General features: G+C 54.5%; 15 protein-coding genes. 8 read left to right on the forward strand and 7 right to left on the reverse strand.

Annotated elements, in window-relative coordinates:
- Positions 1–104 precede the first annotated feature (104 nt).
- From HNQ38_RS10015 to HNQ38_RS10030, 4 genes are all read right to left on the reverse strand, one after another.
- Positions 105–1,775 carry a sensor domain-containing diguanylate cyclase gene (locus tag HNQ38_RS10015; RefSeq protein WP_183720147.1) on the reverse strand — a complete coding sequence of 557 codons (1,671 nt, stop codon included), beginning with the start codon at positions 1,773–1,775 and terminating at the stop codon, positions 105–107.
- Between the two features lie 207 nt (positions 1,776–1,982).
- Positions 1,983–3,809 carry a glutamine--fructose-6-phosphate transaminase (isomerizing) gene (gene glmS / locus HNQ38_RS10020; protein ID WP_183720150.1) on the reverse strand — a complete coding sequence of 609 codons (1,827 nt, stop codon included), beginning with the start codon at positions 3,807–3,809 and terminating at the stop codon, positions 1,983–1,985.
- A 274-nt stretch (positions 3,810–4,083) separates the two neighbouring features.
- Positions 4,084–6,003 carry a SurA N-terminal domain-containing protein gene (locus HNQ38_RS10025; protein ID WP_183720153.1) on the reverse strand — a complete coding sequence of 640 codons (1,920 nt, stop codon included), beginning with the start codon at positions 6,001–6,003 and terminating at the stop codon, positions 4,084–4,086.
- A 262-nt stretch (positions 6,004–6,265) separates the two neighbouring features.
- A complete protein-coding gene (locus HNQ38_RS10030; RefSeq protein WP_246388103.1) occupies positions 6,266–7,888 on the reverse strand; it encodes a sigma-54-dependent Fis family transcriptional regulator in 1,623 nt (540 codons plus the stop codon).
- Positions 7,889–8,255: 367 nt separating this feature from the next.
- Between HNQ38_RS10030 and HNQ38_RS10035 the strand changes: the two genes are divergently transcribed.
- The 4 genes from HNQ38_RS10035 (at position 8,256) to HNQ38_RS10050 (ending at position 11,959) form a co-directional block, all read left to right on the forward strand.
- Positions 8,256–8,540 (forward strand): UxaA family hydrolase, encoded by a 285-nt coding sequence (locus HNQ38_RS10035; protein WP_183720159.1) that lies wholly within the window; start codon positions 8,256–8,258, stop codon positions 8,538–8,540.
- A gap of 4 nt (positions 8,541–8,544) precedes the next feature.
- Entirely contained in the window at positions 8,545–9,705 is a 1,161-nt protein-coding gene (locus HNQ38_RS10040; protein ID WP_183720162.1) for a UxaA family hydrolase, read from the forward strand.
- Between the two features lie 129 nt (positions 9,706–9,834).
- The gene (gene dctA, locus HNQ38_RS10045; RefSeq protein WP_183720165.1) at positions 9,835–11,175 is read left to right on the forward strand and encodes a C4-dicarboxylate transporter DctA; all 1,341 of its coding nucleotides are present in this window, start codon (positions 9,835–9,837) and stop codon (positions 11,173–11,175) included.
- Between the two features lie 106 nt (positions 11,176–11,281).
- Positions 11,282–11,959, forward strand: a complete 678-nt coding sequence (locus HNQ38_RS10050; RefSeq protein ID WP_183720168.1) for an RraA family protein — start codon at positions 11,282–11,284, stop codon at positions 11,957–11,959.
- A 283-nt stretch (positions 11,960–12,242) separates the two neighbouring features.
- On the opposite strand, the gene HNQ38_RS10055 is transcribed toward HNQ38_RS10050, so the two are convergent.
- Positions 12,243–13,775: a sigma-54 dependent transcriptional regulator gene (locus HNQ38_RS10055; protein ID WP_183720171.1), complete on the reverse strand. Its 1,533-nt coding sequence runs from the start codon at positions 13,773–13,775 to the stop codon at positions 12,243–12,245.
- 247 nt (positions 13,776–14,022) lie between these two features.
- On the opposite strand from HNQ38_RS10055, the gene larB reads away from it, so the two are divergent.
- Positions 14,023–14,796, forward strand: coding sequence for a nickel pincer cofactor biosynthesis protein LarB (larB, locus tag HNQ38_RS10060; RefSeq protein WP_183720174.1), 774 nt, complete (start codon positions 14,023–14,025; stop codon positions 14,794–14,796).
- A gap of 358 nt (positions 14,797–15,154) precedes the next feature.
- On the opposite strand, the gene HNQ38_RS10065 is transcribed toward larB, so the two are convergent.
- Both HNQ38_RS10065 and HNQ38_RS10070 read right to left on the reverse strand, forming a co-directional pair.
- Positions 15,155–15,379: a hypothetical protein gene (locus tag HNQ38_RS10065; RefSeq protein ID WP_183720177.1), complete on the reverse strand. Its 225-nt coding sequence runs from the start codon at positions 15,377–15,379 to the stop codon at positions 15,155–15,157.
- A gap of 31 nt (positions 15,380–15,410) precedes the next feature.
- The gene (locus tag HNQ38_RS10070) at positions 15,411–16,961 is read right to left on the reverse strand and encodes a M23 family metallopeptidase (RefSeq protein WP_183720180.1); all 1,551 of its coding nucleotides are present in this window, start codon (positions 16,959–16,961) and stop codon (positions 15,411–15,413) included.
- 418 nt (positions 16,962–17,379) lie between these two features.
- Here HNQ38_RS10070 and HNQ38_RS10075 point away from each other — a divergent pair, with 418 nt between their 5' ends.
- The 3 genes from HNQ38_RS10075 (at position 17,380) to gyrB (ending at position 22,476) form a co-directional block, all read left to right on the forward strand.
- Positions 17,380–18,768, forward strand: coding sequence for a helix-turn-helix domain-containing protein (locus tag HNQ38_RS10075; RefSeq protein WP_183720183.1), 1,389 nt, complete (start codon positions 17,380–17,382; stop codon positions 18,766–18,768).
- 148 nt (positions 18,769–18,916) lie between these two features.
- Positions 18,917–20,071 (forward strand): DNA polymerase III subunit beta, encoded by a 1,155-nt coding sequence (dnaN, locus tag HNQ38_RS10080; RefSeq protein ID WP_183720186.1) that lies wholly within the window; start codon positions 18,917–18,919, stop codon positions 20,069–20,071.
- The gene (gene gyrB / locus HNQ38_RS10085) at positions 20,071–22,476 is read left to right on the forward strand and encodes a DNA topoisomerase (ATP-hydrolyzing) subunit B (protein WP_183720189.1); all 2,406 of its coding nucleotides are present in this window, start codon (positions 20,071–20,073) and stop codon (positions 22,474–22,476) included. The genes dnaN and gyrB overlap by 1 nt, the downstream gene beginning before the upstream one ends.
- Positions 22,477–22,659 lie beyond the last annotated feature (183 nt).

Below are 22,659 nucleotides of genomic sequence, written 5' to 3' on the forward strand. Positions count from 1 at the left end.
TACTAGGCTGACGCCGTATATATGCGAGCATCCGAACGAATTTCCAAAGTCTATTTTCCCTTGACCATAGGGCGGGGCCATATATGCTCTAAATACCCTGCCCATCATATTTTTAGTGGAGCTTCGCCTGAGCTTTCACTGGACATGACGCAATTTCTTTGCCGCTTTTTACCCGCATAAAGATAAAAGTCCGCTTCCTTGATGAGAGCGTCGAAAGATTTACCCGGAGCATACTCCACCACTCCCAAAGTGATGGTGGTGTTGATGGCGATGTCGCCATCGTGAATCGTAGTGCTTTCCACTGTTTGACGCAGGGTTTCTGCCAGAACCAGGCCTTCTTTCAGTGAGCTTGAAAGGGCAAGAATAAGAAACTCTTCGCCGCCCCAGCGCGAGGCGCTGTCTTCGGGGTGAATATTCTGGCGAAAAATCTCGGCAATGGCCTTCAGCACCACGTCGCCCGTATTATGGCCGTAGGTGTCATTGACGGACTTGAAGTGGTCAATGTCTGCCAGTACAAGGCAAAACTGAAGCCCGTCCCGCTGAGCACGCGAAAACTCCTCTTCCAGCCTTTCGTACATGGCCCGGCGGTTGAGCAGGCCGGTAAGAAAGTCACTGTATGCCACCCGCTGTAATTCACGATAGGCATCATCCAGCTTGTTTTTTTCCTTCCTCAGCTCGGCCTCGTCTTCCTTGAGCTTGCCGATGAAAATATTGACCATGCTGGTGAGCCTGCGCTCGAAAAGAACCATCATGCCTATATATAGCAGGCTGATGATGGAAATTATTTTGGCGTAGGAAGATATTTGATTTTTGAAAGCCCTATCGAAATCAGCCTCACGCTTTGCCACCAGAGACACCATATCGTCAGTGTGAATGCCGGTGCATATAATCCAGTCAAAGGGCTTGTACAGCTGGGCGTAGGCGAGTTTTTCAGTCACTTCGTCCGAATGGATTTTATTGAACTGGTAGGTAAAATAGACGCTCCCGTGCTTGAGCACGCCCTCCAGCTCTTCCTTGTAGGGCAGATTACCCGCAGGGTCGGCGGTTTCAGTGGACAGCAGCACCTCTTCATCACCTACCAGCGACGGGTGCACGACGCGCACGGCATAGTCTGCCCCGCCGTTGTAATTGCGAACACCGTTAATCCAAATGTACTGATTAAGTGAAAACCGCAGGCTGCGCACAATGGCGATGCTGCGGCTTTTGGCGATATTGTCTATGGCCTCCCTGACAGCAAAAATGGCAACCATACGGTTATCGCCGAGATTACTGGCGGCCCACACAGGAAATTCTTCCGACGGCCCCTGCTGCGAGCGCTTGAACTCAACAAGCAGCTTGGGCACAAGGGCATCCTCGTCTGTCCATAGAATTTTCTGGCTTTCACGGTCATAAACGGCCAGACCAATGCCTGTGTTGTGCAAAACGAACCGGGTGGTACGCTTGGTCACTTTGGGGTCAAAGCCATTTATAATGTCCTGTGTGCTCATTTTAAGGGCAGACAGCATGGCGCACTGGGCTTCGGCCAAAGTCTGGTATTCCTTGTACACAGTCAGGCGTATGGCTTCTATTTCGGCAACAACCCTTTCAACCCTTTCTGCCAGGGTGTCTTTTTTTTCCTTGAATATGCGCGTCCTGGATTCGCCGACCATCATATCAAACTGCTTGCGAACCGAAATGAAATAGGGCACCGACAGCGCCACAGAAAGGGCCAACAGCGCCAGAAACCCTGTTACGTAATAGAATACGCGAATTTTTCTTTTGGCCAGTTTTTCCATTCTGTAACCTTATTGGCGGCAGCGCCTTTACATCCTCTATAAAACTTTTCGCAACAAGTGCAGAAAAGCTTTATGGCATCCTAGCAAAAGACTTTTTTATTTAAAAGATCTCCTTCGTATTTCCTGTTTTTCATAAATTTGGCATTTCTCCATAAAAAAGAAGCCCCTGAAACAGGGGCTTCACAATACGCCAATGGCAACTGCAAATTACTCGACGGTCACGCTCTTGGCCAGGTTGCGCGGCTGGTCCACGTCCTTGCCAAGATAGTCCGCAGTTTCGTAGCTGAACAGCTGCAGCGCCGGAAGCGCCAGAAAAGCCGAAAGCGGGCCAGGCAGCGCCGGAATATCCCAGCGGTCCTCGGCATCCAGCTCCACACCCTTGTTGGTCAGGGCTATAACCTGTCCCTGCCGGGCCTGAACCTCGACCATATTGGATTTCACCTTGGGCAACAGGGCATCGTCCAGCGCCAGGGCAAAGGTGGGGAAGCTCGGGTCAATAAGCGCGATGGGGCCGTGCTTCATTTCGCCTGCCGCATAGCCCTCGGCATGAATGTAGGAAAGCTCTTTGAGCTTGAGCGCGCCTTCCAGAGCCAGAGGATAGCAATGCCCGCGGCCCAGATAGAAGAAATTGTTTACCTGGGCATATTTGCGTGAGATTTCCTTGGCACGCTCATGCATTGCGGGCAAACTGCCGTCCAGCAGAGCAGGCAGATTTTCCAGTATTTGCAGATTGTTGCGGCTTTCTTCCACAGACAGGCAGCCCTTACGCGTGCCCCAATACAGAGCCATAAGGGTCAGCATGAGCATCTGGCTGCACATGGCCTTTGTGGAGGCCACGCTGATTTCCGGCCCGGCCTGCGTGTAGAGCACGGCCGAAGCTTCGCGCGCAATGGACGAACCCACCACGTTGCACAGGCCAAGCACGGTCACGCCGTTCTGCTTTGCAATACGCAGGGCCGCCAGTGTGTCGGCAGTTTCGCCGCTCTGGCTGATGACAAGCACCATATCGTCCTTGTCCAGCAGCAGGGTATCGCGATAGCGAAACTCCGAGGCTATTTCCACCTGCACGGGCACGCGCGCCCAATGCTCCAGCAAGAGGCGTCCCCACAGGCCCGAATGGTAGGACGTGCCGCAGGCCACGATGTGCAGGCGTTTGGGCACGGGCAGGTCATCCAGCTCTGCAAGGCGCACCATGCTCTTATCATCGTTCATACGGCCCGTGAGGCCGTCAGAAATGACGCGCGGCTGCTCAAAGATCTCCTTGAGCATAAAGTGTCGGTAGCCGCCCTTCTGGGCAGCCTGCATGTCCCACTGGATGGTCTGGGTTTCGTGGCTAACAGGGCTCAGATCTTCAAGACGCAAGATTTCGTAGCTGCTCGCCGTGGCGCGCACCAGATCGCCGTCCTGAAGAAAAACCACTTTCCGCGTGTAGGGCAGAAAGGCAGGAATGTCCGAAGCAACAAAATTTTCACCTGTTCCCTGTCCGAAGATCAGCGGGGCGGACATACGCGCGGCGTATATAACGCCGGGTTCGTTCTTGTCCATAAGACACACGGCGTAAGCGCCGTGGGCTTCCCGCAGGGCGGTGGCAAAGGCGTGCAACAGGTCGGGCGAAGTTTTGCGGCGCTCGGCAATAAGGTTGACCAGCACTTCTGTGTCTGTTTCTGAAGTGAAGGTGTAGCCCTTGCCTGTCAATTCCGCCTTGATCGTCTGATAATTTTCGATGATGCCGTTGTGGACGATGGCCAGGGAGCCGTCGTTGCTGCAATGGGGGTGCGCGTTGCGCTCGGCGGGCACGCCGTGCGTGGCCCAGCGGGTATGCCCCATGGCGCAGGTAGGCGTGGTAACAGACTCGTGGGCGAGCTTTTCTTCCAGCGCCGCCAGTTTGCCCATGGCACGCACCACATGGATGTCGTCCTGGCGCACAAAGGCCACGCCAGCGGAGTCATAGCCGCGATATTCAAGCCTGCGCAGCCCTTCCACAACAACGGGAACAGCTGGTCTGTGTCCTGCGTAACCGATAATGCCGCACATAACGTGCCTCCTTATATACCGCCGGAAGACCGTGCCTCCGGCACCGCGAAAATCCACGGCGCTCAAACGTCATTGCCGTTCTTTGTCAGGGCCTGTTTGCCCCGGCCAATCATGACAACATGCCTTGCTCTGACAAACAAGGCCGGAGCCGTCAAGCGGCTCCGGCCAGAATATTCTCGGATCAGGCGCGAAAGCCTTTTTTTTCAAGCCTGTCAGGGATTCTACGGTATTTCATCCGCACGCAAATATCCTCTGTCAGACAGTCGAAACGTTATTACATGTTCTTCCGGTCAACAAAATCTTCGTTGTACACTTCGATCTTGGCGCCGGAAGCAAGGCGCTGCATAAACATTTCAAACAGGCCGTCAGCACGGTCACGGGTAACGGCGTTGCCCATGATGTCCTTGACCATATCCCATTCGCCAGCGTCGGGAGCCTGCACGCCTTTAACACGCACCAGAACAGCGCCAGCGCCGTTATCACCCTCAACAGCGTAGGCCACGGGCAGCCATTGCCCGGCCTTGGCTTCAAACAGGGCTGCGGCCATTTCCGTATCGGGAGCAAAGCTTGCCAGGCCGCCGTTGCGCTCCACGCCCTTGATGTTTTTGATTTCGCGGCCCTTGAGGCCCGCTGCGCCAAGCGGAGCGGCATCCAGCTCCTTGCGCAGCTGCGCGGCCGCATCCATAGCTGCCACAAGCGCTTTCTGCGCAACAAGCACCTTGACGATCTGGTCCTTTACGGATTCAAGGGGAGCTGTTGTCGCGGGTTCGGATTTGATCACACGGGCCACCACATAGGATTTTCCGGCCTCAAGGGCCGAGTCCACAGGATTGCCCGCGGGGGTGCCCACAAGGGTCGCCGCGCCAGCGGCGGTGACGCCCAGCGTTTTCTCAAGTTCTGCCGCTGAAAGCAGACCGGTATCGCCCCATTTGAGGCCATACTTTTCCGCGCCCTGCTTCAGGGGGCGGCCAAGAATGTTGTCTTCAACAAGGCTGTCGACCACGTCGTGAAGCTTGTCCACGCCCTGTTCCTGAGTCATGGCCGCCAGCACCTGGGCTTCGACCTGCTTGAAGGGCGGCAGACCGCCAGCCTTCTTTTCTTCAACCTTGATGATGTGCAAGCCAAACTGGGTACGCACCGGAGCGGAAACCTTGCCCGCGTCCAGAGCAAAAGCGGCGTCTTCAAAGGGTTTGACCGTCATGCTGCGTTTGACCCAGCCAAGTTCGCCACCAGGGCCGGCGGCGTTGGGGCCATTGTGCTCATCGGCCACTGCGGCAAAACTTTTGCCGGATTTGATCTCAGCTTCAATCTTGGCAACCTGATCCCCGGCCTTTTTCACTTCGTCTGCAGACGCGTCTTCAGCCAGCGGCACAAGAATATGGGCGACCTTAACTTCTTCTTTCTGCTCGAAACGGGCAGCGTTGTCTTCATACCATTTCTGCGCGTCGGCGGAGCTGATGCTGCTGGCTTTTACCAAATCCTGAGGATTGACCAGAACATACGAGATATCTGCCTTGGCGGGCACGGCAAATTGCGCCTTATTGCTTTCGTAGAAGTCGGCCACTTCCGCTTCAGTAGGCTTGATGGAAGGGGCGAACTCTGCGGAATCTATAAAAATGTAGTCCACATCACGCTTTTCGCGCAAAAATTCAAAACGCTTCTGCGCTTCGGCGGGATCAGCCCAGGCAGGAGCCGTCACCATAGCGTAAATCTTCTGCCGCAGCATGTCGCGCGAGGTGTCCTGCTCAAACTGTGCAGGGGCAATACGCTGTGCTGCCAGCACGCGGGTGTATACGTTGGGATCAAACTGCCCGTTTTCGTTCTGGAAGCTCTTGATGCCGCCGATGGCCATGCGCAGTTCCAGAGGCGTAATTGTTACGCCCGTGCGAGCCGCTTCCTGCGACAGCAACACCTGTGTGACAAGATCACGCAGCACCTGACGGCCCAGCTGCTGTTCCTTCAGCTGCTCGCGGGTGAGCGAGGGGTCGTTGCGCAGCAGATTTTCTTCTGCATTGCGGTAGGCATATTCAAATTCACGCATGGTAATGGCGTCGCCATTAACCACGGCCACAAGGGTGCCCGCGCTGCGGTCGTTAAAATTGCCCACGCCCCAGAAAACAAAGACGAGGATGATGAGCACAAAGGCCAGTTTGACGCCCAGGGACTGTGATTTATCGCGGATATACTCAAGCATGCGGACTCCGGAATGCATAATTGCTTTTGACGTAGAGCGGCATCATATGCGCAATCTGGTGGAAACTCAAGAAAGACTGAGCAATCGCCGGAAAAGGCTTCTGCTCGTCTTAGGAAGCACTGATTAAAGAGCCTCCTGTAAACGCGCAGTTATTTCGTTTGGCAAGGCGCGACCTTTTTTTGAAGCAGGAGTGGACTCTTCCATCCTCGACTGTTTCAAAAAAAGGTCGCGCCTTGCCAAACGGAATAACTCAGCGTTTCCCTTATTGTATGCCCAACTTGCGCATGCGGTGCTGCAAGGTCGAGCGCGGCACATCAAGTAGATCTGCGGCGCCGCCAGGGCCGGAAAGCTTGCCTCCGCTGAGGCGCAACGCCTTTTCAATGTGCGCTTTTTCATTTTCTTCAAGCGTGGGTAAAACCGACAAGCCACCAGCATTTTCTGCTGCTGACTGAGGCACAATAGGCACCTGCCAACCGCCGGAAGGCGGGCCAGGGGGCGACGTGACCGTCGGAACTGTTGGGCCTGGCACAATGCCCTCTGCCGGAATTTTCCAGAGATGCAGGGCTTCTGCTACGAAATTGTCAGTAATAGGGCCGTCCAGAGTTTGCAGCAGCAGGCGGCTTACCACGTTGCGCAGTTCGCGCGTGTTGCCGGGCCAGCGGTGCTCATACAGCGCTTCCATAACAGAACGAGAAAGTTTTGGCGGCGTTATTTCGTATTCTTTGGCGAATTGCTGCACAAAATGATCAACGAACAAGGGAATATCGTTCTTTCTTTCACGAAGAGGCGGCATGCGCAGCACAACTGATCCGAGGCGATAATACAGGTCTCGGCGCAGGCGTCCTTCGTCCATAGCTGCCCCAAGATCTATATTGGTGGCAGACATGACGCGGATATCAACGCCAATGGGCGAAGCTTCGCCCACACGCTCAAAAGAGTTTTCTTCAAGCACCTGCAAAAGCTTGCTCTGCATCTCGGGCGCAAGTTCGCCTATTTCGTCCAGAAAAAGCGTCCCGCCCTGCGCCAGCTCCACACGGCCCATGCGTTTGCTGGTGGCTCCAGTAAAAGCCCCCTTGGCATAGCCAAACATTTCGCTTTCAAACAGGGTAGGGGGCAGGGAAGGACAGTTGACCTTCACAAAGTTGCTTCCCCGGCGCGGGCTGTGACGATGCAGCCAGCGGGCCATCATGCTTTTGCCTGTGCCCGTTTCGCCAACAATCATTACCGATATATGCAGCTTGGCCACCTTGCGGGCCAGGGCCATAAGCCTGTGCATGTCAGGGGTTTCAAGCAGGTTGGACGACAGCAGGATACTGCCCGTGGTGTCAACGTCGGGCGCTTGCGGCAGGGTAGCGTGCGCGGCGCGGGCTTTTTCAAGGCGTTCTTCAGACAGCACGGCAAAAAGAAAGCTGGACAGCACCGGACTCAATTCCAAAAGAACATTGAGGATCTGCACGATGTTTTCCGGCGGCTTCACAAAGGATACGTGCAGCGTGCCGATAACTTCGCCACTGATAATCAGGGGCAGGGCAATGGTGGAGTTGAGCCCTACTGTAGAAAGGGGCATGGGAGAGTCGCCAAAGTCGTGGTTTGCCAGGTCATTGATAACCACGGGCTTGCGCGAGGCGATGGCAAGCCCGGCCACCGTGTTCTGGGCAATACGCGTGTTGGAGAGCGATTCCACCACTGTGCCGTCGGCTGCCGTAAAAAGATTGAGAAATTCTCTCTCGGCATCATAAAGATTGATGCAGAAACGGTCATAGTGAAACAAAACGCGCAGCTGTTTAGATAGCATGCGAAAAAAAGCATTACGGTCCATTTTTCCCACAACCAGCCGGGCCAGGTGATGCACAACCTGGCCTACTGTCTGGGAAGGATTACTCAAACCGTCTGCTGAAATCTCGTAGGGCATAACTCACCTCTGCCCATATTTAATCATTCCGTTGCCCAAATACAAGCAGTTTTACCCAAAATGGGCATTATTAATTGGTCAACCAATCAACATTGTGAAAAAAAATCCTTATATGGCGCTGATTACCCACCTTTCTACTATTTTGGCATGCACCTTGCTTATACCTGGTCAAGACTAGGGTACAACAAGTGATCAAATTGTATATGCGGTGTAATACAAGATTTTTGTCTAGTATTTAATTACACAGCAAATGCATTTACGCATAAAAAGTATGCAATTTAGAGATCTCTTGTACATCAATTTACGTTTTATTACTACCATACTATCCAAGGAGACAAGTATGACAACCCACTTTGTGGTGCATGAACCCGGCGACAGCGTCGGCGTGGTCGTGGTTGAAGGCGTCAAGAAGGGCGACCAACTCAACGGCTGGGTAATGGACGGCGACACCACCTTGGTGTTTGAAACTCTGAGCGACATTCCGATCGGTCACAAGATTGCCCTTCAGGATCTTGCTGAAGGCGACACCGTTATCAAATACGGCACCGACATCGGCAAGGTGGTCAAGCCCATCAAGCGTGGCGAGCACCTGCATGTGCACAACGTCAAAACCAAGAGGTGGTAAACCAATGAATAAGACAATTATGGGCTACCGCCGCGAAAATGGCCGCGTGGGCATTCGTAACCATGTGATCATTCTGCCTTTGGACGACCTTTCCAACGCCGCTTGCGAAGCCGTTGCCAACAACATCAAGGGCACCATGGCCCTGCCCCACGCCTACGGCCGCCTGCAGTTCGGTGAAGACCTTGACCTGCATTTCCGCACCCTGATCGGCACGGGCAGCAACCCCAACGTGGCCGCCGTTGTCGTTATCGGCATCGAGCCCGTGTGGACCCAGCGCGTGGTTGACGGCATTGCCAAAACCGGCAAGCCTGTTGTGGGCTTCGGCATTGAACAGCACGGCGACCTGGAAACCATCCGCGCCGCTTCCCTCAAAGCCAAAGAATTTGTCCACTACGCCACCGAACTGCAGCGCACCGAATGCAGCCTTGACGAACTGTGGGTTTCCACCAAGTGCGGCGAATCCGACACCACTTCCGGTATTGCCGCCAACCCCACCGTTGGCAACGCTTTCGACAAACTGTGGGAAGCCGGCGCCACCACCCTGTTCGGTGAAACCACCGAAATCACGGGCGGCGAACACCTGGTCATGGCCCGCTGTGCCAATGACGACGTGCGCTCCAAGTTCAAGGCTTTCTTTGACCGCTACGCCAAGCTTGTTGACGACAACAAGACCAACGACCTTTGCGACTCCCAGCCCACCAAGGGCAATATCGAAGGCGGCCTGACCACCATCGAAGAAAAAGCTCTTGGCAACATCCAGAAGATCGGCCGCAAGGCTCCGGTCATCGGCTGCCTCGACAAGGCCGAAACCCCCACCGGCCCCGGCCTGTGGTTCATGGACTCCTCTTCCGCCGCAGCCGAAATGGTTACCCTGTGCGCTGCTTCCGGATTTGTGGCCCACTTCTTCCCCACTGGCCAGGGCAACATCATCGGCAACCCCATCCTGCCCGTGATCAAGCTGTCGGCCAACCCCCGCACCGTGCGCACCATGAACGAACACGTCGACGTGGACGTTTCCGGCCTGCTGCGCCGCGAAATCAACATGGATCAGGCTGGCGACATGCTGCTTGAAATGCTCGTTCGCACCTGCAACGGCCGTAACACCGCCGCTGAAGCTCTGGGTCATCGCGAATTTATCATGACCCGTCTGTACGAAAGCGCATAAAGGATTACTTAAGAGCCGACGCCGGTAAAAAACCCGGCGTCGGCCCTTCGTCCTTTCGGGCGCAATGCCAAATGCAATGCCGCAAGCTGGTGGCGCCCCCCCCATACACTACCTGTGTTTGAGGTAACTATGTCAAAAAAAGTATTTTCTTCTCTTTATTTCAAGGTGCTTTTGGGTATTGTCCTCGGCATTGCGTTTGGTTTCATTCAGCCTGATATTGCCGTAAAACTCAAACCGCTTGGCGACGTCTTCATCAATTTGATCAAGATGATCATTACGCCCGTTATCTTCTGTACGGTTGCCGTAGGCATTGCCCGTATGGAAAGCCTTAAGGCTGTTGGTCGCGTTGGCGGTAAAACACTGCTTTATTTTGAAATTGTCACGACTCTTGCACTGCTTATCGGCCTTGTTGTTGTGCATTTCGTCCAGCCCGGCGCCGGCATTCATGCCGACCCCGCCACTATGGACGCCTCTGCTCTGGGCAAGTTCGCGCATGCCAAACAGCAGACCACCCAGGAATTCCTCATGGGCATCATCCCCCACAGCGTGGTGGGTGCCTTTGCTGAAGGTAATCTCCTGCAGGTGCTCTTGTTCTCCGTGCTCTTCGGCATGAGCCTTTCCCACATGGGCGAAAAGCCCAAGATGGCCATTCTCGGCACGCTTGACCGTTTCAGCAACGCCTTCCTTGGTGTGGTTAACCTGATCATGAAGCTTGCGCCTATCGGTGCATTCGGCGCTATCACGTTTACCATCGGCAAGTACGGCGTGGGCGCTCTGGCCTCACTGGGCAAGCTTGTGGCCTGCCTTTACATTACAAGCGCCCTCTTCGTTATCATCATTCTGGGCCTTGTCTGCAAATTCTCCGGCATCAACATCTGGCAGCTTATCAAGTACATGAAGGAAGAAATCTTCATTACCCTTGGTACCGCCAGCACTGAAGCCGTTCTGCCCCGCAGCATGGAAAAGATGGAAGCCCTCGGCATCAAGAAGTCCGTTGTGGGCCTCGTGTTCCCCACTGGCTACTCCTTCAACCTTGACGGCGCTGCCATCTATCTTACCATGGCCGCTTCCTTCATCGCCCAGGCTATGGACATCCATCTGGATCTCCAGCACCAGATCACGCTGATGCTCGTCCTGCTGTTGACCTCCAAAGGCGGCGCAGGCGTTGCCGGCGCGGCTCTTATCGCTCTGGCAGCTACCTTGTCGGCCACCAATATCATTCCTGTGGTCGGTATGACCCTGGTTATCGGTATTGACCGCATTCTTAACGAAATGCGAGCCGTGGTTAACCTCATCGGTAACTGTGTGGCCACCGTGGCCATCGGCCGCTGGGAAAAGTCCATTGATCTTGACCGCGCCAACCTCGTGCTCAGTGGCAAGGTTGATGTGGAAGATCTGCTGGACAAGGACGTGGATCTCGACGTCATCGACAATGCTTCCCCGGTTGCCGCGCCGCAACCTGGCAAGTAGGGCAACTCACTCCTCCATGCCCAATTGAGTGCGCCCATCCGTCATCGTTCGCCATACCGACGGATGGGCGCAAAATTTTCAACAAAAGCTCCGCTAAGGCTCATTCATGCGTTTTGTCATCAACCGCCATCTCGACCGCCTGCCTGCTGCTATAATAAATCAGTATGCCAACCTCGCGGTTGCCGACATCTGTGATGCCCTGGGCCGTAACGCCGCCTTTCCGTCAGCCCTCAAGCCCCTGGGCGTCAGCCGCATACTTGGTTCGGCCTACACGGTGAACCTGCCTGCCAGCGAAAATCTGTTGCTGTATTATGCAGTCGACAATGCCAATCCCGGCGACGTGCTTGTGGTGTCGTGCGGCGCGTATGATGAACGTGCTGTCTGCGGAGAAATCATGGCCAATCTGGCCATGAAGCGTGGTCTGGCCGGATTTGTTATCGACGGAGCCGTGCGGGATGCGCGTGCGCTGAAAGAGCTGCCCTTTCCCGTATACGCCCGCTCCGTCTCACCAAACGGTCCTTACAAGGACACTTGCGGCGAAATAAACGTGCCCATCAGTATTGGTAACGTGGTCATAAACCCCGGCGACATAATTGTGGCTGATGACGACGGCATCGTGGCCGTGCGCGCCGAAGAAGCTGAAGAACTGGCTGCGCAGGCTGAAAAAATCACTGCCGATGGACTGGAAAAACTGCGCCGGATTGAAGAGCGGGGCACCCTGGACTTCACCTGGCTGTACGAAAAACTCAAAAAATCCTGCTGCACCATCAACAACGGCTGCTAGAATTTAGATTTTCGGGAAATGGCACAAGAAAAGGGCAATGGCCCGGCGTTTGCCAACAGGCTTTAACGGAAAAATGCTGGCAGGCTTATGGCACAGGCCGCAGTAAACAGTTTTCTGAAAGAGGCATTCTTCCGGCCCTTAACGCCGCGCTCCTTATCATTGCCCTTTTATCCATACCCCAAAGAAAGCACTGGCAGATACGGCAATGATGCGGCGCTGGTTCGCCAGAGGCAAGAAACCCCGGTTTGACCGGGGTTTCTTTATTTTTATGCAAATGGTCGTGTTAGTCGATGGGGTGCCCTGCGGCGCGGTATTCGTTGAGCTTGTTGCGCAGAGTGCGTACGGAAATGCCCAAAAGGTCGGCGGCCTGGGTCCGGTTGCCCGATGTGGCTTCCAGGCCCTTGAGGATCATTATGCGCTCCATTTCGTGCAAAGGTATCACAGCACCGCCGGATACATTTTCAGAGGCCTGTGGCGTGACGTATGCGCCTTCTCGAGCGTCATGCGTACCTGCCGCATCAGACGAATGTTCCGTGTTCAGAACAGGCCGTGTTGCGCCAAATTCGGCTGCGTCCACTGGCGTTTCGTCAGAAACAAATTCCGCCTCGTCTTCTTCAAACAATGGCCAGTCGTCATTTTCCAGCAAAAAGTGGCGTGGTTCTATGGGGCGGCCGTTGGCCAAAAGTACGGCGCGCTCCATCAAATTCTGCAGCTCGCGCACGTTGCCGGGAAAATCATAGCCGCGCATCCAGTCAACGGCGCTCTGCGACAGGGCAGCCTGGGGCAACTGGTATTCGCGCACATACATATCCATGAAAAAATGGGCCAGCTCAAGCACGTCATCACAGCGTTCGCGCAATGAGGGCAGGCGCAAGGGAATGACATTGAGCCTGAAATAGAGGTCCTGACGGAATTTGCCCTGCTTGACCCAGTCTTCAAGATCGCGGTTGGTGGTGGCCAGCACGCGCACATCCACCTTGAGCGTTTCCGTGCCGCCCACGCGGTCCACCTCGCCCTCCTGAAGCACGCGCAACAGCTTGGCCTGCAAGGCCATATCCATTTCAGAAATTTCGTCCAGCAGCAGGGTGCCGCCGTCAGCCAGCTCAAATTTGCCGGGCTTGCGGGCTATGGCCCCGGTAAAAGCGCCCTTTTCATGACCGAAAAGCTCGCTTTCAAGAAGATGTTCCGGCAGGGCTGCGCAGTTGACCGCCACAAAGGCCTTGTCGCCGCGTTTGCTCATGGCGTGCAGGTAGCGGGCGAACATTTCCTTACCCGTGCCCGATTCCCCGGTAATAAGCACCGTGGCTTTTGAACCGGCAACCTGACGCGCCAGTTGCAGCACCCTGGTCATAGCCGGATGTCTGCCCACAATGCGCGGCCCGGTTGTGTTCACATAGTGGGGTTTTCGCCCGCCTAAAGTGGACGTCGAAGGCGCTGCCGCCTTGCGGGATGCCGCGCCATTGCCCAAGGAACGGACAACAGCCACAATGCGTTCCACATCAAGAGGCTCCAGCCAGTAGTCCTGGGCACCAAGACTCATGAGGCGCTCGGCTTCTTCGGCTGTACCCTTGTCGGTTATAACTATCACAGGAGGAAAATTGGGATCTTCGGCTCCCACGGCCAAAAGATCTTCCACCCGAAAGCCGGGCAGGGAAGGACGCGCAAAAATAATCCCGGGGCCAGATTTGCGGACAAATACAGAAGCGCCCTTGAGATTTTCAGCAATACCAAGCTCGTACCCGGCATCACGCAGGGCAGGAAAGACCGTGGTTACAGCCTGGGCAGGGGTAAGAAATAGCAGACGGCGCGTCAACATGAATTTTTCTTACCGTGTAGCGCGATACAATGCAACCAACTGACGCCAAAAGACATTAAAACTGTACAGGTTTGCAATACGGCAGAGCTGTCACGGACACACTGTTTTTGGTTTCACGCCTGTGAAGCGGGCCGTCATGCACGGCAAAGCTGCTGGCTCTGCAAGCATTGGCTGGCTCTGAAAATGCTCCAGAAATGACCATACAACAATGCTGACAATATCCGAAGCGTGCCGTATACATAAAGACATGTCCAACATCCAATTACTGAAAATTCTGGAACAAGTGGCCGCTGGCGGGTTGAAGCCCGAAACAGCTCTGGACCTTCTGGGGACGCAAGCTGTGCGTAACACGCTGCACGGCCTTACCCTTGACCCGCAACGTGCCCTGCGCACCAGCCTTTCCGAGGTTGTTCTGGCCCAGGGCAAGAGCGATGACGCACTGATGGCGGCTGTTGAAGGTCTGGCCCAGCACGGAGAGGTGCTGGTCAGCCGGGTTACTCCTGCGCAGGCGGCACTGCTTGAAGAACGTTTTTCAGTGGGTCAATACTGGCCCGACGCCCGCCTGTTTTCCCTGGGTGGCGCATCAGGTTTTGCCAAGGCCATGAAGGCTCCCTGGCCGCTTGCTGGCGAAGTTATTGTAGTTACCGCAGGCGCGGCGGATCTTCCCGTTGCGCTTGAAGCATACTGTTCCCTCGCGTTCTGGGGCAAGGAATGCGCTTTGATAACAGATGTGGGCGTGGCTGGCCTCGACAGGCTTACAACCCATGTGGGAGCCCTGCGCAAGGCGCGCATCATCATTGCGGTGGCCGGTATGGAAGGAGCGTTGCCCGGAGTGCTGGCGGGACTTGTGTCTTGCCCGGTTCTGGCGGTGCCCACATCTGTGGGCTATGGCATCGGAGCAGGAGGCTTTGCGGCGCTTTCAACCATGCTCAGTACCTGCGTGCCCGGCGTGGCCACCCTCAATATCGATAACGGTTTTGGCGCTGCGGCCTTTGCCGCCAAGCTGCTCAACAAGGGATAAAAATCATCCCCATATGGCAAGGCATACTGTAATTTTTGAAGAATGCCATGCAAGTATGGCAACACAGAAAATTTAAAAAATTAGTTAATAATATAAAATAATTACACAAGTTATTAACATTATATCCAGTCTGTTACTGCCAGATAAATGCCCGTCTTACAGGCATTTATTTTTGCCCCTGGCTGCGTGAAGCTGGGTGGAGAATCCGCAGCTTTGAAATGTATTCTCGTGCCGCGTCAGTACAAAAAGCGCGTAACAATACTGCTCTTTTTACCAGAACAAAAAACTTGCCGTAATCATCAACCTTTTCAGGCTGAAAACTACGGCAAGTTCGTAACATTAGGTTTTTTATAAAAAATCAGGCCCAGCCGCTGGTAACGGCTCCCAGCCCAAGCATGTTGGCTGTCGCCATTCTGAATTGCGTCTGCATGAAAGACTGGGCGCTTTCCTCCGACAAAAGCTGATCCGCAGCAGCTGTTCCGTCAATTATGACAGAAGGCGCATAGGAAGTAACATCTGTTGTATCGGGCGGGGTGTTCTGAACCACCACAGCCAAGCCGGACATGGGTTCAAAGTACATCATGACAGCCCTCCTTGCGGGGGCGGCGTCAATATCAGCGCCGACCCTTCTGGGCGGGTTTCTTTTTTTCCTTTTCCACAGGCTTTTCAGGCGCGGTAACCGGCACATCCGGCACCAGACTGTCAACCTCATACTCGGAAAGGTTTTTCTCACCCTTGAGATAGGCCGTCTCAAGAGCCATTATCTTTTCAAACTCTGCCATCGCCTTGCGGGCAACTGGCTCACCACGCGGGTTGATGGCTTTGGTGGGATCAATAAACTTGCCGTTCTGACGCAGCCTGAAATCCAGATGTGGCCCTGTGGCCAAACCAGTGCTGCCCACGAATCCTATGACCTGTCCCTGCCGTACACGCTGACCCGTTGCCAAGCCCCGCGCATACCCTGAAAGGTGGGCATACATGGATTCCAGCCCGGCCACATGCTTGACGATGATCTGGTTTCCGTAGCCTCCGGACCAGCCGCGCTGCGTAACCAGGCCGTCGCCTACGGCCTTTACGGGCGTACCTGTTGGCGCGGCATAGTCAACGCCATGATGTGCCCGTCTATAATTTAATATGGGGTGCAAACGGCTGTTTGTAAAGCGCGAGCTTATGCGCGTGAAGGCAAGAGGAGCCTGCAACAAGGTTTTACGCAGGTTTTCGCCTTTGCGGTTATAATATTCAGCCCTTTGACTGCCGTCGCGAAACAGATAGGCTTCGTAGGTTTTTCCCTTGTTGGTGAAGTGGGCGGCCAAGATGCGGCCATAGCCCTTATACTCGCTGTCGCGGTAGCGTTTTTCCACCAGGACGGAAAAAGAGTCGCCTGACTGAAGATCGCGAATAAAGTTCACTTCAGAGCCAAAAAGATCTGCCAGCTTGAGCGCCATTTGCGGATTTTCGCCAATGTCGGCCACAGCCTGAAAAAGGTTGTCGTTAATGGTGCCTTCAACAGAAGCCAGCAAGACCACATATTCAATGGGCTCTACCCGTGCGGCGGGGCTTTCCGTGCCCTCAACCACAAGACGGCGGCGGCTGTCTATTTCGTATTCAAAGCGTTTTACCTGCCCGGTTTCCTTGTCTGTCACGACAATATAGGGCTGACCTTCGCGGAAGGACCGCATGGAAAAAACCTGCCGCGCGGCACTGACGTACTGAAGTACCCCTTGTCCTCCGGCGTTTTCCAAAACCTTGCTGACAGTATCGCCTTTTTCAAAGGTTCCCTTGGTAACGGCTTCGCCTGGGGAAACACCTTCATCAGCAGCATCAGCAGCGGCGTCAGCATTGGCAACGTCTGCGCCGTCGGTGCTTTGGCCTGCAACATGATCTGCGGCAATATCTGTAGTAGCGTCTGAATTTTCGGAAGTGGAAGAACCGGCGGATGTAGAATCTGTGGCAGTGGAGCCTTCAGCTTCAGAAGTGGAAGATTGGGACGTACCCGTACTGGCGGAATTTTCGCCAGCGCTGTCTGTAGTGTCTGGCCTTGCCGCTGTGGTTTGCTGCTGCTCTGAGCTGCTGCCGGATGTTATGTCAAATAACCCCGTATGGCGCGCCAAAACAAAGCCCAGCACCGCCAAAAGCAAGACCCCTACCAACCATAGTCTTTTCATCGTGAACCCCATTAGAAGCTTATACGCATGGGGACCTGCCTTGTCCAGTTCTGCAAATTTGACCCTGCAGTATCCTCTTTTTGATAATTATTTTGCCTATATTATATCAATAATCATAATTATTATCTTATATTTATTATTTGCCTGCCCGTGCATGTACTTTCCCACAACCAGACACACCAAATCACATTCCTGGTTAAATCAGTCCCCGCACACAAAACCAGTGCAGTTTTCCACAGTTGTCCACAAGGATCGCTGTTTGCAGGCCATGATGGACCTCTTGTTTGCGTTCATCTTTTGTGTTATGAATACCCCTTGTTCCTGTACGGCGAAAGCCGAAAAAAACGGGCCAGCGAAGGGCCGCGGAAAAGTCTTTATCCACAGGGTACCCCCTGAGTGGACACTGAACCACAGAGCTATGCTTAAAAACGAGTTGCGGGATATACTGGTCGAAAACCAGACCATTACAGGAGAAGCATCCTGGCTGGACAGCCTTACACTGCGCCAGGAAGAAAACACCCTGAAAGTGGTTTTTCCGCACATGTATTTTGCGGCCTGGTTCAGCAGGCACAAACGCGCCGCCTTTGAAGAAGCCATTAGCCGCCATTTTAATGAGCAGCAGGCAGGCCCGGCGCCGCAGATAATTTACGAGCGCACTTCTGCCAGCGCCCCGGACGTGGCAACCGTCATACCCGCAAGCCGCAGTTCCCTTTCGAGCAGCGCTGAAAACGAGGGCCCGCAGAACGATCCTTTTGCCGGATTTATTTTTAACGGCAAAAACACCTTTCCTCTCGCTACAGCCAAAGAAATTTCCGGAAACACCAATACCACGGCCTACAATCCTTTTCTGGTCTGCGGGCGAAGCGGTACTGGCAAAAGCCTTCTTTTACAGTCAATGGCAACCATGCTGGCGCGCACAACGGATGCAGCGCGTATGGTCTGCACCAATTCAGTCCGCTTTTTTTCCGACGACACTGCCTGGGCCAAAAGCCCCGAGCTTTTCTGGCAGCGTTATGACGTGCTTGTACTGGATGACATACAGGACATGTCCGGCCACAGCAGCTGGCAGAACAAACTTGTGGCCTGTATGGACGCATGCCCCGGCAGGCAGGAGAATACTCCGTCGCTTGACCGCCAGGATGCGGCTTCAGCGGCAGCCGCGATGGCTTTTCACAATAACAGGAAGGGAAGAGCCACCCCGCGTATGATTTTTGCCTGTTCCGGGCAGCCACAAGCTCTCAGAACACTGGACGAACGCCTGCGTTCCCGGCTCGAGAGCGGCCTTGTGGTGGAATTGATGGAGCCTGACCTGGATGTGCGCTTGCGTTACCTGCAGCTCATGTGCAAAGAACGCCGCCTGCCCCTCACAAGGGAACAGCTGCTTTTTCTTGCACAGCGTTGTTCGCAGTTTCGCCTTTTGCAGGGTCTTATTCTCAAGGTGGGGGCATATTGCGCGGTAAAAGGGCTTAATCTGACCCAAACCGACCTTGAAAATATTGTGCGTACTGGCGTTGCTGAAAAAATGCCGGGCTGCAGAGAAATTATCACCGAAGTGGCGAAGGGTCTCAACCTCAAGCCTGACGATGTGCTCGGCGGCAAACGGCGGCCAGACCTTGTGCTGGCAAGGCAAATAGCCATGTATGTATGCCGCCAGAAACTGGGACTTTCCTACCCGGAACTGGGCAGGGCTTTTGGCGGACGTGACCATAGTACAGTCATCCATGCCATTAAAAAGATTAACAAACTTCTAGTTAGTGACAAAAGGGTACAGAAGTTAGTGACAGAGTTTGAAATGAAAACACCCTGACCGTCAGATAAAGCCAGTAGGCTTGGCGGTTGTTACTGACGTTCCCTAAAAGCACGTTGGAATGTTCCCTAAAAAGTTCAATTTTTACAAAGTGTTTTATAAATTACGAACAAAGAAACAGGGCTAATAATAGTTAAGGAAAGAATTTATGAAACTAACTGTTAATAAAGAACAAATCATTGAAGGCCTGCTGAAGGCCGTTGCCATTATTCCTGCCAAGGCAGGAGCGCAGTATCTGCGTTCTATCTGGCTCAAGGCTGAAGAGGGCGGGCTTTCCGTCATGTCCACTGACGCCAACATTGAATTCACTGGCCGTTATCAGGCTGAAGTGGCGCAACCCGGCCTTATAGGCGTACAGGGCAGAGCCTTTGTGGATCTGGTGCGTCAGCTGCCTTCTGGCGTGCTGCATCTTTCTCTTGATGAAGCTTCGGGCAATCTGCTTATTGAGCAGGGCCGTCGTTCCTACAAGCTTCCTGTGAGCGGAGCAGAGTGGTTTCAGAATTTTTCCACCTTTCCTGACGAGAATACCGTAACCTGGTCTGGCGACTTTCTTCAGGACCTGCTGGACAAGGTGACCTTCTGCATCAGCGAAGACGACGCGATGGATGCCATTGCCTGCCTGTGCATGAAGCCCAAGGGCAACGGACGTATAGACGTTTGCGGTCTTAACGGCCACCAGTTCGCTCTTGTGTCCTTTACGCACGACGAACTGGCCGAGCGCCTGCCTGAAGAAGGCATTCTCATCCAGAAGAAATACCTTCAGGACATCAAGAAATGGCTGGGCGTGGACGAAATTGAGCTGAACATCACTGAAAAGCGCCTTTACCTCCGCAGCCTTGGCAAGGCCGAAACCTTGAGCCTGCCCCGGGCCGCCCACCAGTACCCGGACTACAATATATTCATGAGCAAGCTGGCCAGCGGCGACATGCATCCTATGACGCTTGAGCGCAAGGAAGCTATGGAAGCCCTGGGCCGCATACTCATCTTTAATACAGAAAGCGACCGCTGCACCTATATGGACCTTTCCGCCAGCGAAGCTCTGCTTTCTGCTCAGGGTCAGGACGTGGGCTCTGCCAACGAAAGCCTTGAAGTTACCTATGGCGGCGATATCAAGCGTATCGCCTTTCCCACACGCAGCCTTATGGACGTGCTGTCCCATTTCGTGTCCAGTAAAATAGATATGATGCTTACCGGAGCGGAAGGCCCTTGCGGCATCCGCGGCGCGGACGACCCGGACTACACGGTTATTATCATGCCCATGAAGGTTTCTGAAACGACCTACTATAGCGAGGAAGACGTTTAATGGCTCCCCAAACCCCCGGTAACGGCGGCTACAACGCCTCTTCCATTACCATTCTGGAAGGGCTCTCTGCCGTGCGCAAGCGCCCGGCCATGTACATTGGCTCCACGGACGCGCGTGGCCTGCATCACCTGGTTTACGAAGTGGTGGACAACTCCATTGACGAAGCCATGGCTGGCTACTGCTCGCGGGTTACCGTCATTCTGCACGCCGACAACAGCGTTACCGTGCGCGACGATGGCCGCGGCATTCCTGTTGATATTCATCCCAAGGAAGGCGTGCCTGCTGTTCAGGTGGTCATGACCAAGCTGCATGCCGGCGGCAAGTTTGACAATTCCAGCTACAAGGTATCTGGCGGCCTGCACGGCGTCGGCGTTTCCTGCGTTAACGCCCTTTCTGAAGAACTGACAGTAACCGTGCGCCGCGACGGCAAACGTTACCGCCAGCATTATTCACGCGGCATTCCCCAGGACGAACTGACTGTTATCAGTGAGGGCGTTGACGGCCACGGCACCACAGTGCGCTTCAAGCCGGACGAAGAGATCTTTGAAGTCTCTGAATTTTCATACGATACGCTCAAGAAACGCTTTGAAGAGCTGGCCTATCTCAACAAGGGCCTGACCATCGAATGCATTGACGAGCGTATCGGCGAAACCCACGTTTTTCATGCTGAAGGCGGTATTCGCCAGTTTGTGGGTGATCTCAATTCCGGCGAGCAGGGCATTCATCCCATCATTTTCGGTGAAGGCTTTGTTGAAAACGTCACCGTTGATTTTGCCCTTCAGTACAATGCCGGGTACAAGGAAAATATCCTTACCTTCGCCAACAACATCCGCACCAAGGAAGGCGGCACCCACCTTGTGGGCTTCCGCACGGCCCTTACCCGCGCCATTAACGGCTACATCAAGGGTCAGGCCGACCTGGTCAAAAAGATGAAAAACACCAGCCTGTCTGGTGACGACGTTCGCGAAGGCCTTACGGCGGTTGTCAGCGTCAAACTGCCCCAGCCGCAGTTTGAAGGGCAGACCAAGACCAAGCTTGGCAACAGCGAAATAGCGGGTATTGTGGCAGGTTCTGTTTATGACCGTCTTACGGTGTATTTTGAAGAAAATCCCAAGGACATCCGCCTTATTATCGACAAGGCCGTGGACGCCGCCCGCGCCCGCGACGCTGCCCGCCGCGCCAAGGAACTGGTGCGCCGCAAGGGCGCGCTTTCAGACAACTCCCTGCCGGGTAAACTGGCAGACTGCCAGAGCAAGGATCCTGTTGAATCCGAACTTTTCATCGTGGAAGGTGACTCGGCAGGCGGTTCGGCCAAGCAGGGGCGTAATCCAAAAAATCAGGCCATTTTGCCCCTGCGCGGCAAGATCCTGAATACAGAGCGCACCCGTTTTGACAAGATGCTGGCCAACAAGGAAGTAAAAGCCCTTATCACGGCTATGGGCGCAGGCATTGGCGAGGAAGACACCGACCTCGACAAGCTGCGTTATCACAAGATCATCATCATGACAGACGCCGACGTGGACGGAGCGCACATCCGCACGCTGCTGCTGACCTTCTTTTTCCGTCAGTATCAGGAAATGGTGGAGCGCGGCTTTGTCTACATTGCCCAGCCGCCGTTGTACCGCGCGCACAATTCGCGCATGGAAAAGTTCATCAAGGACGATGCGGAACTCAATGCCTTTCTGCTTTCGCGTGTAAGCGAAGACGTGACCATTCTGGCCAGCAACGGCAAGGAATACACGGGCACGAACCTTACCGGGCTTGTGGAGCGCGTGGAGACCATTGAAGCGCGTCTTAACGACGCTGAAATGAGCGGTATTCCGCGTGACCTTTTCCTGGCCATGAGCACCTATCCCGAGCAGATAGATCAGGCCATGCTGGAGCGTCAGGACACTGGCCTCATCGACTGGCTCAACGAACGCGGCTATATGCTGACCCTTGAGCACGAAAAGAGCGAAGACGACGAAGAGCGCATGTTCGCCATATTTGAAAATACCGGCGGCCATCAGACCCGGCGCGGCATGGAATTCTTCGCCTCGCGTCTGTACCGCATCACCTGGCAGCTTTTTGCCGACCTGCGTGAAGAATGCGGTGGTCTTGATTTCAGCATTCGCCGCAAGGATGGCGAAGTGCCCGCTGAAAGCCTTGCCGATCTTATCCGCATGGTGCTGGACGAAGCCCGCAGGGGCATCAACATCCAGCGCTACAAGGGTCTGGGTGAAATGAACCCCGAACAGCTCTGGGTGACAACGATGAACCCCGAGAACCGCATTCTTTTGCAGGTATCTGTGGAAGACGCCAACGAGGCTTCGGACGCGTTTGTGGAACTTATGGGCGACCGGGTCGAGCCGCGCCGCGAGTTTATTGAACGTAACGCCCTTGCTGTTCACGATCTGGATATTTAATGGAATAGCATGCTGGAAGCATGCGTTGTGAGGGGAGGCCCCTGTTGTACTGGCGCCTCTTTTTCACGCCTTCCGGCAGAGATTTATTTTGTGTGATGCGAAAATATTGACCGTCAGCCGGGTGTTTTCGCAAGTAACATTTGAAAAGGGGTTACGGGGCGTTATGCCCCGACCGCCAGGGGC

It is taken from the genome of Desulfovibrio intestinalis (genome assembly GCF_014202345.1).
In the GTDB taxonomy this organism is placed as follows: Bacteria; Desulfobacterota; Desulfovibrionia; order Desulfovibrionales; family Desulfovibrionaceae; genus Desulfovibrio; species Desulfovibrio intestinalis.

Excerpts from the sequence above, each read along its gene's own strand:
- HNQ38_RS10055 (WP_183720171.1), bottom strand. The coding sequence starts at position 13,775 with ATGTTGACGCGCCGTCTGCTATTTCTTACCCCTGCCCAGGCTGTAACC.
- dnaN (WP_183720186.1), top strand. The coding sequence starts at position 18,917 with ATGAAACTAACTGTTAATAAAGAACAAATCATTGAAGGCCTGCTGAAG.
- larB (WP_183720174.1), top strand. The coding sequence starts at position 14,023 with ATGTCCAACATCCAATTACTGAAAATTCTGGAACAAGTGGCCGCTGGC.
- HNQ38_RS10035 (WP_183720159.1), top strand. The coding sequence starts at position 8,256 with ATGACAACCCACTTTGTGGTGCATGAACCCGGCGACAGCGTCGGCGTG.
- HNQ38_RS10025 (WP_183720153.1), bottom strand. The coding sequence starts at position 6,003 with ATGCTTGAGTATATCCGCGATAAATCACAGTCCCTGGGCGTCAAACTG.
- HNQ38_RS10015 (WP_183720147.1), bottom strand. The coding sequence starts at position 1,775 with ATGGAAAAACTGGCCAAAAGAAAAATTCGCGTATTCTATTACGTAACA.
- gyrB (WP_183720189.1), top strand. The coding sequence starts at position 20,071 with ATGGCTCCCCAAACCCCCGGTAACGGCGGCTACAACGCCTCTTCCATT.
- HNQ38_RS10070 (WP_183720180.1), bottom strand. The coding sequence starts at position 16,961 with ATGAAAAGACTATGGTTGGTAGGGGTCTTGCTTTTGGCGGTGCTGGGC.
- dctA (WP_183720165.1), top strand. The coding sequence starts at position 9,835 with ATGTCAAAAAAAGTATTTTCTTCTCTTTATTTCAAGGTGCTTTTGGGT.
- glmS (WP_183720150.1), bottom strand. The coding sequence starts at position 3,809 with ATGTGCGGCATTATCGGTTACGCAGGACACAGACCAGCTGTTCCCGTT.
- HNQ38_RS10065 (WP_183720177.1), bottom strand. The coding sequence starts at position 15,379 with ATGATGTACTTTGAACCCATGTCCGGCTTGGCTGTGGTGGTTCAGAAC.
- HNQ38_RS10075 (WP_183720183.1), top strand. The coding sequence starts at position 17,380 with ATGCTTAAAAACGAGTTGCGGGATATACTGGTCGAAAACCAGACCATT.
- HNQ38_RS10040 (WP_183720162.1), top strand. The coding sequence starts at position 8,545 with ATGAATAAGACAATTATGGGCTACCGCCGCGAAAATGGCCGCGTGGGC.
- HNQ38_RS10050 (WP_183720168.1), top strand. The coding sequence starts at position 11,282 with ATGCGTTTTGTCATCAACCGCCATCTCGACCGCCTGCCTGCTGCTATA.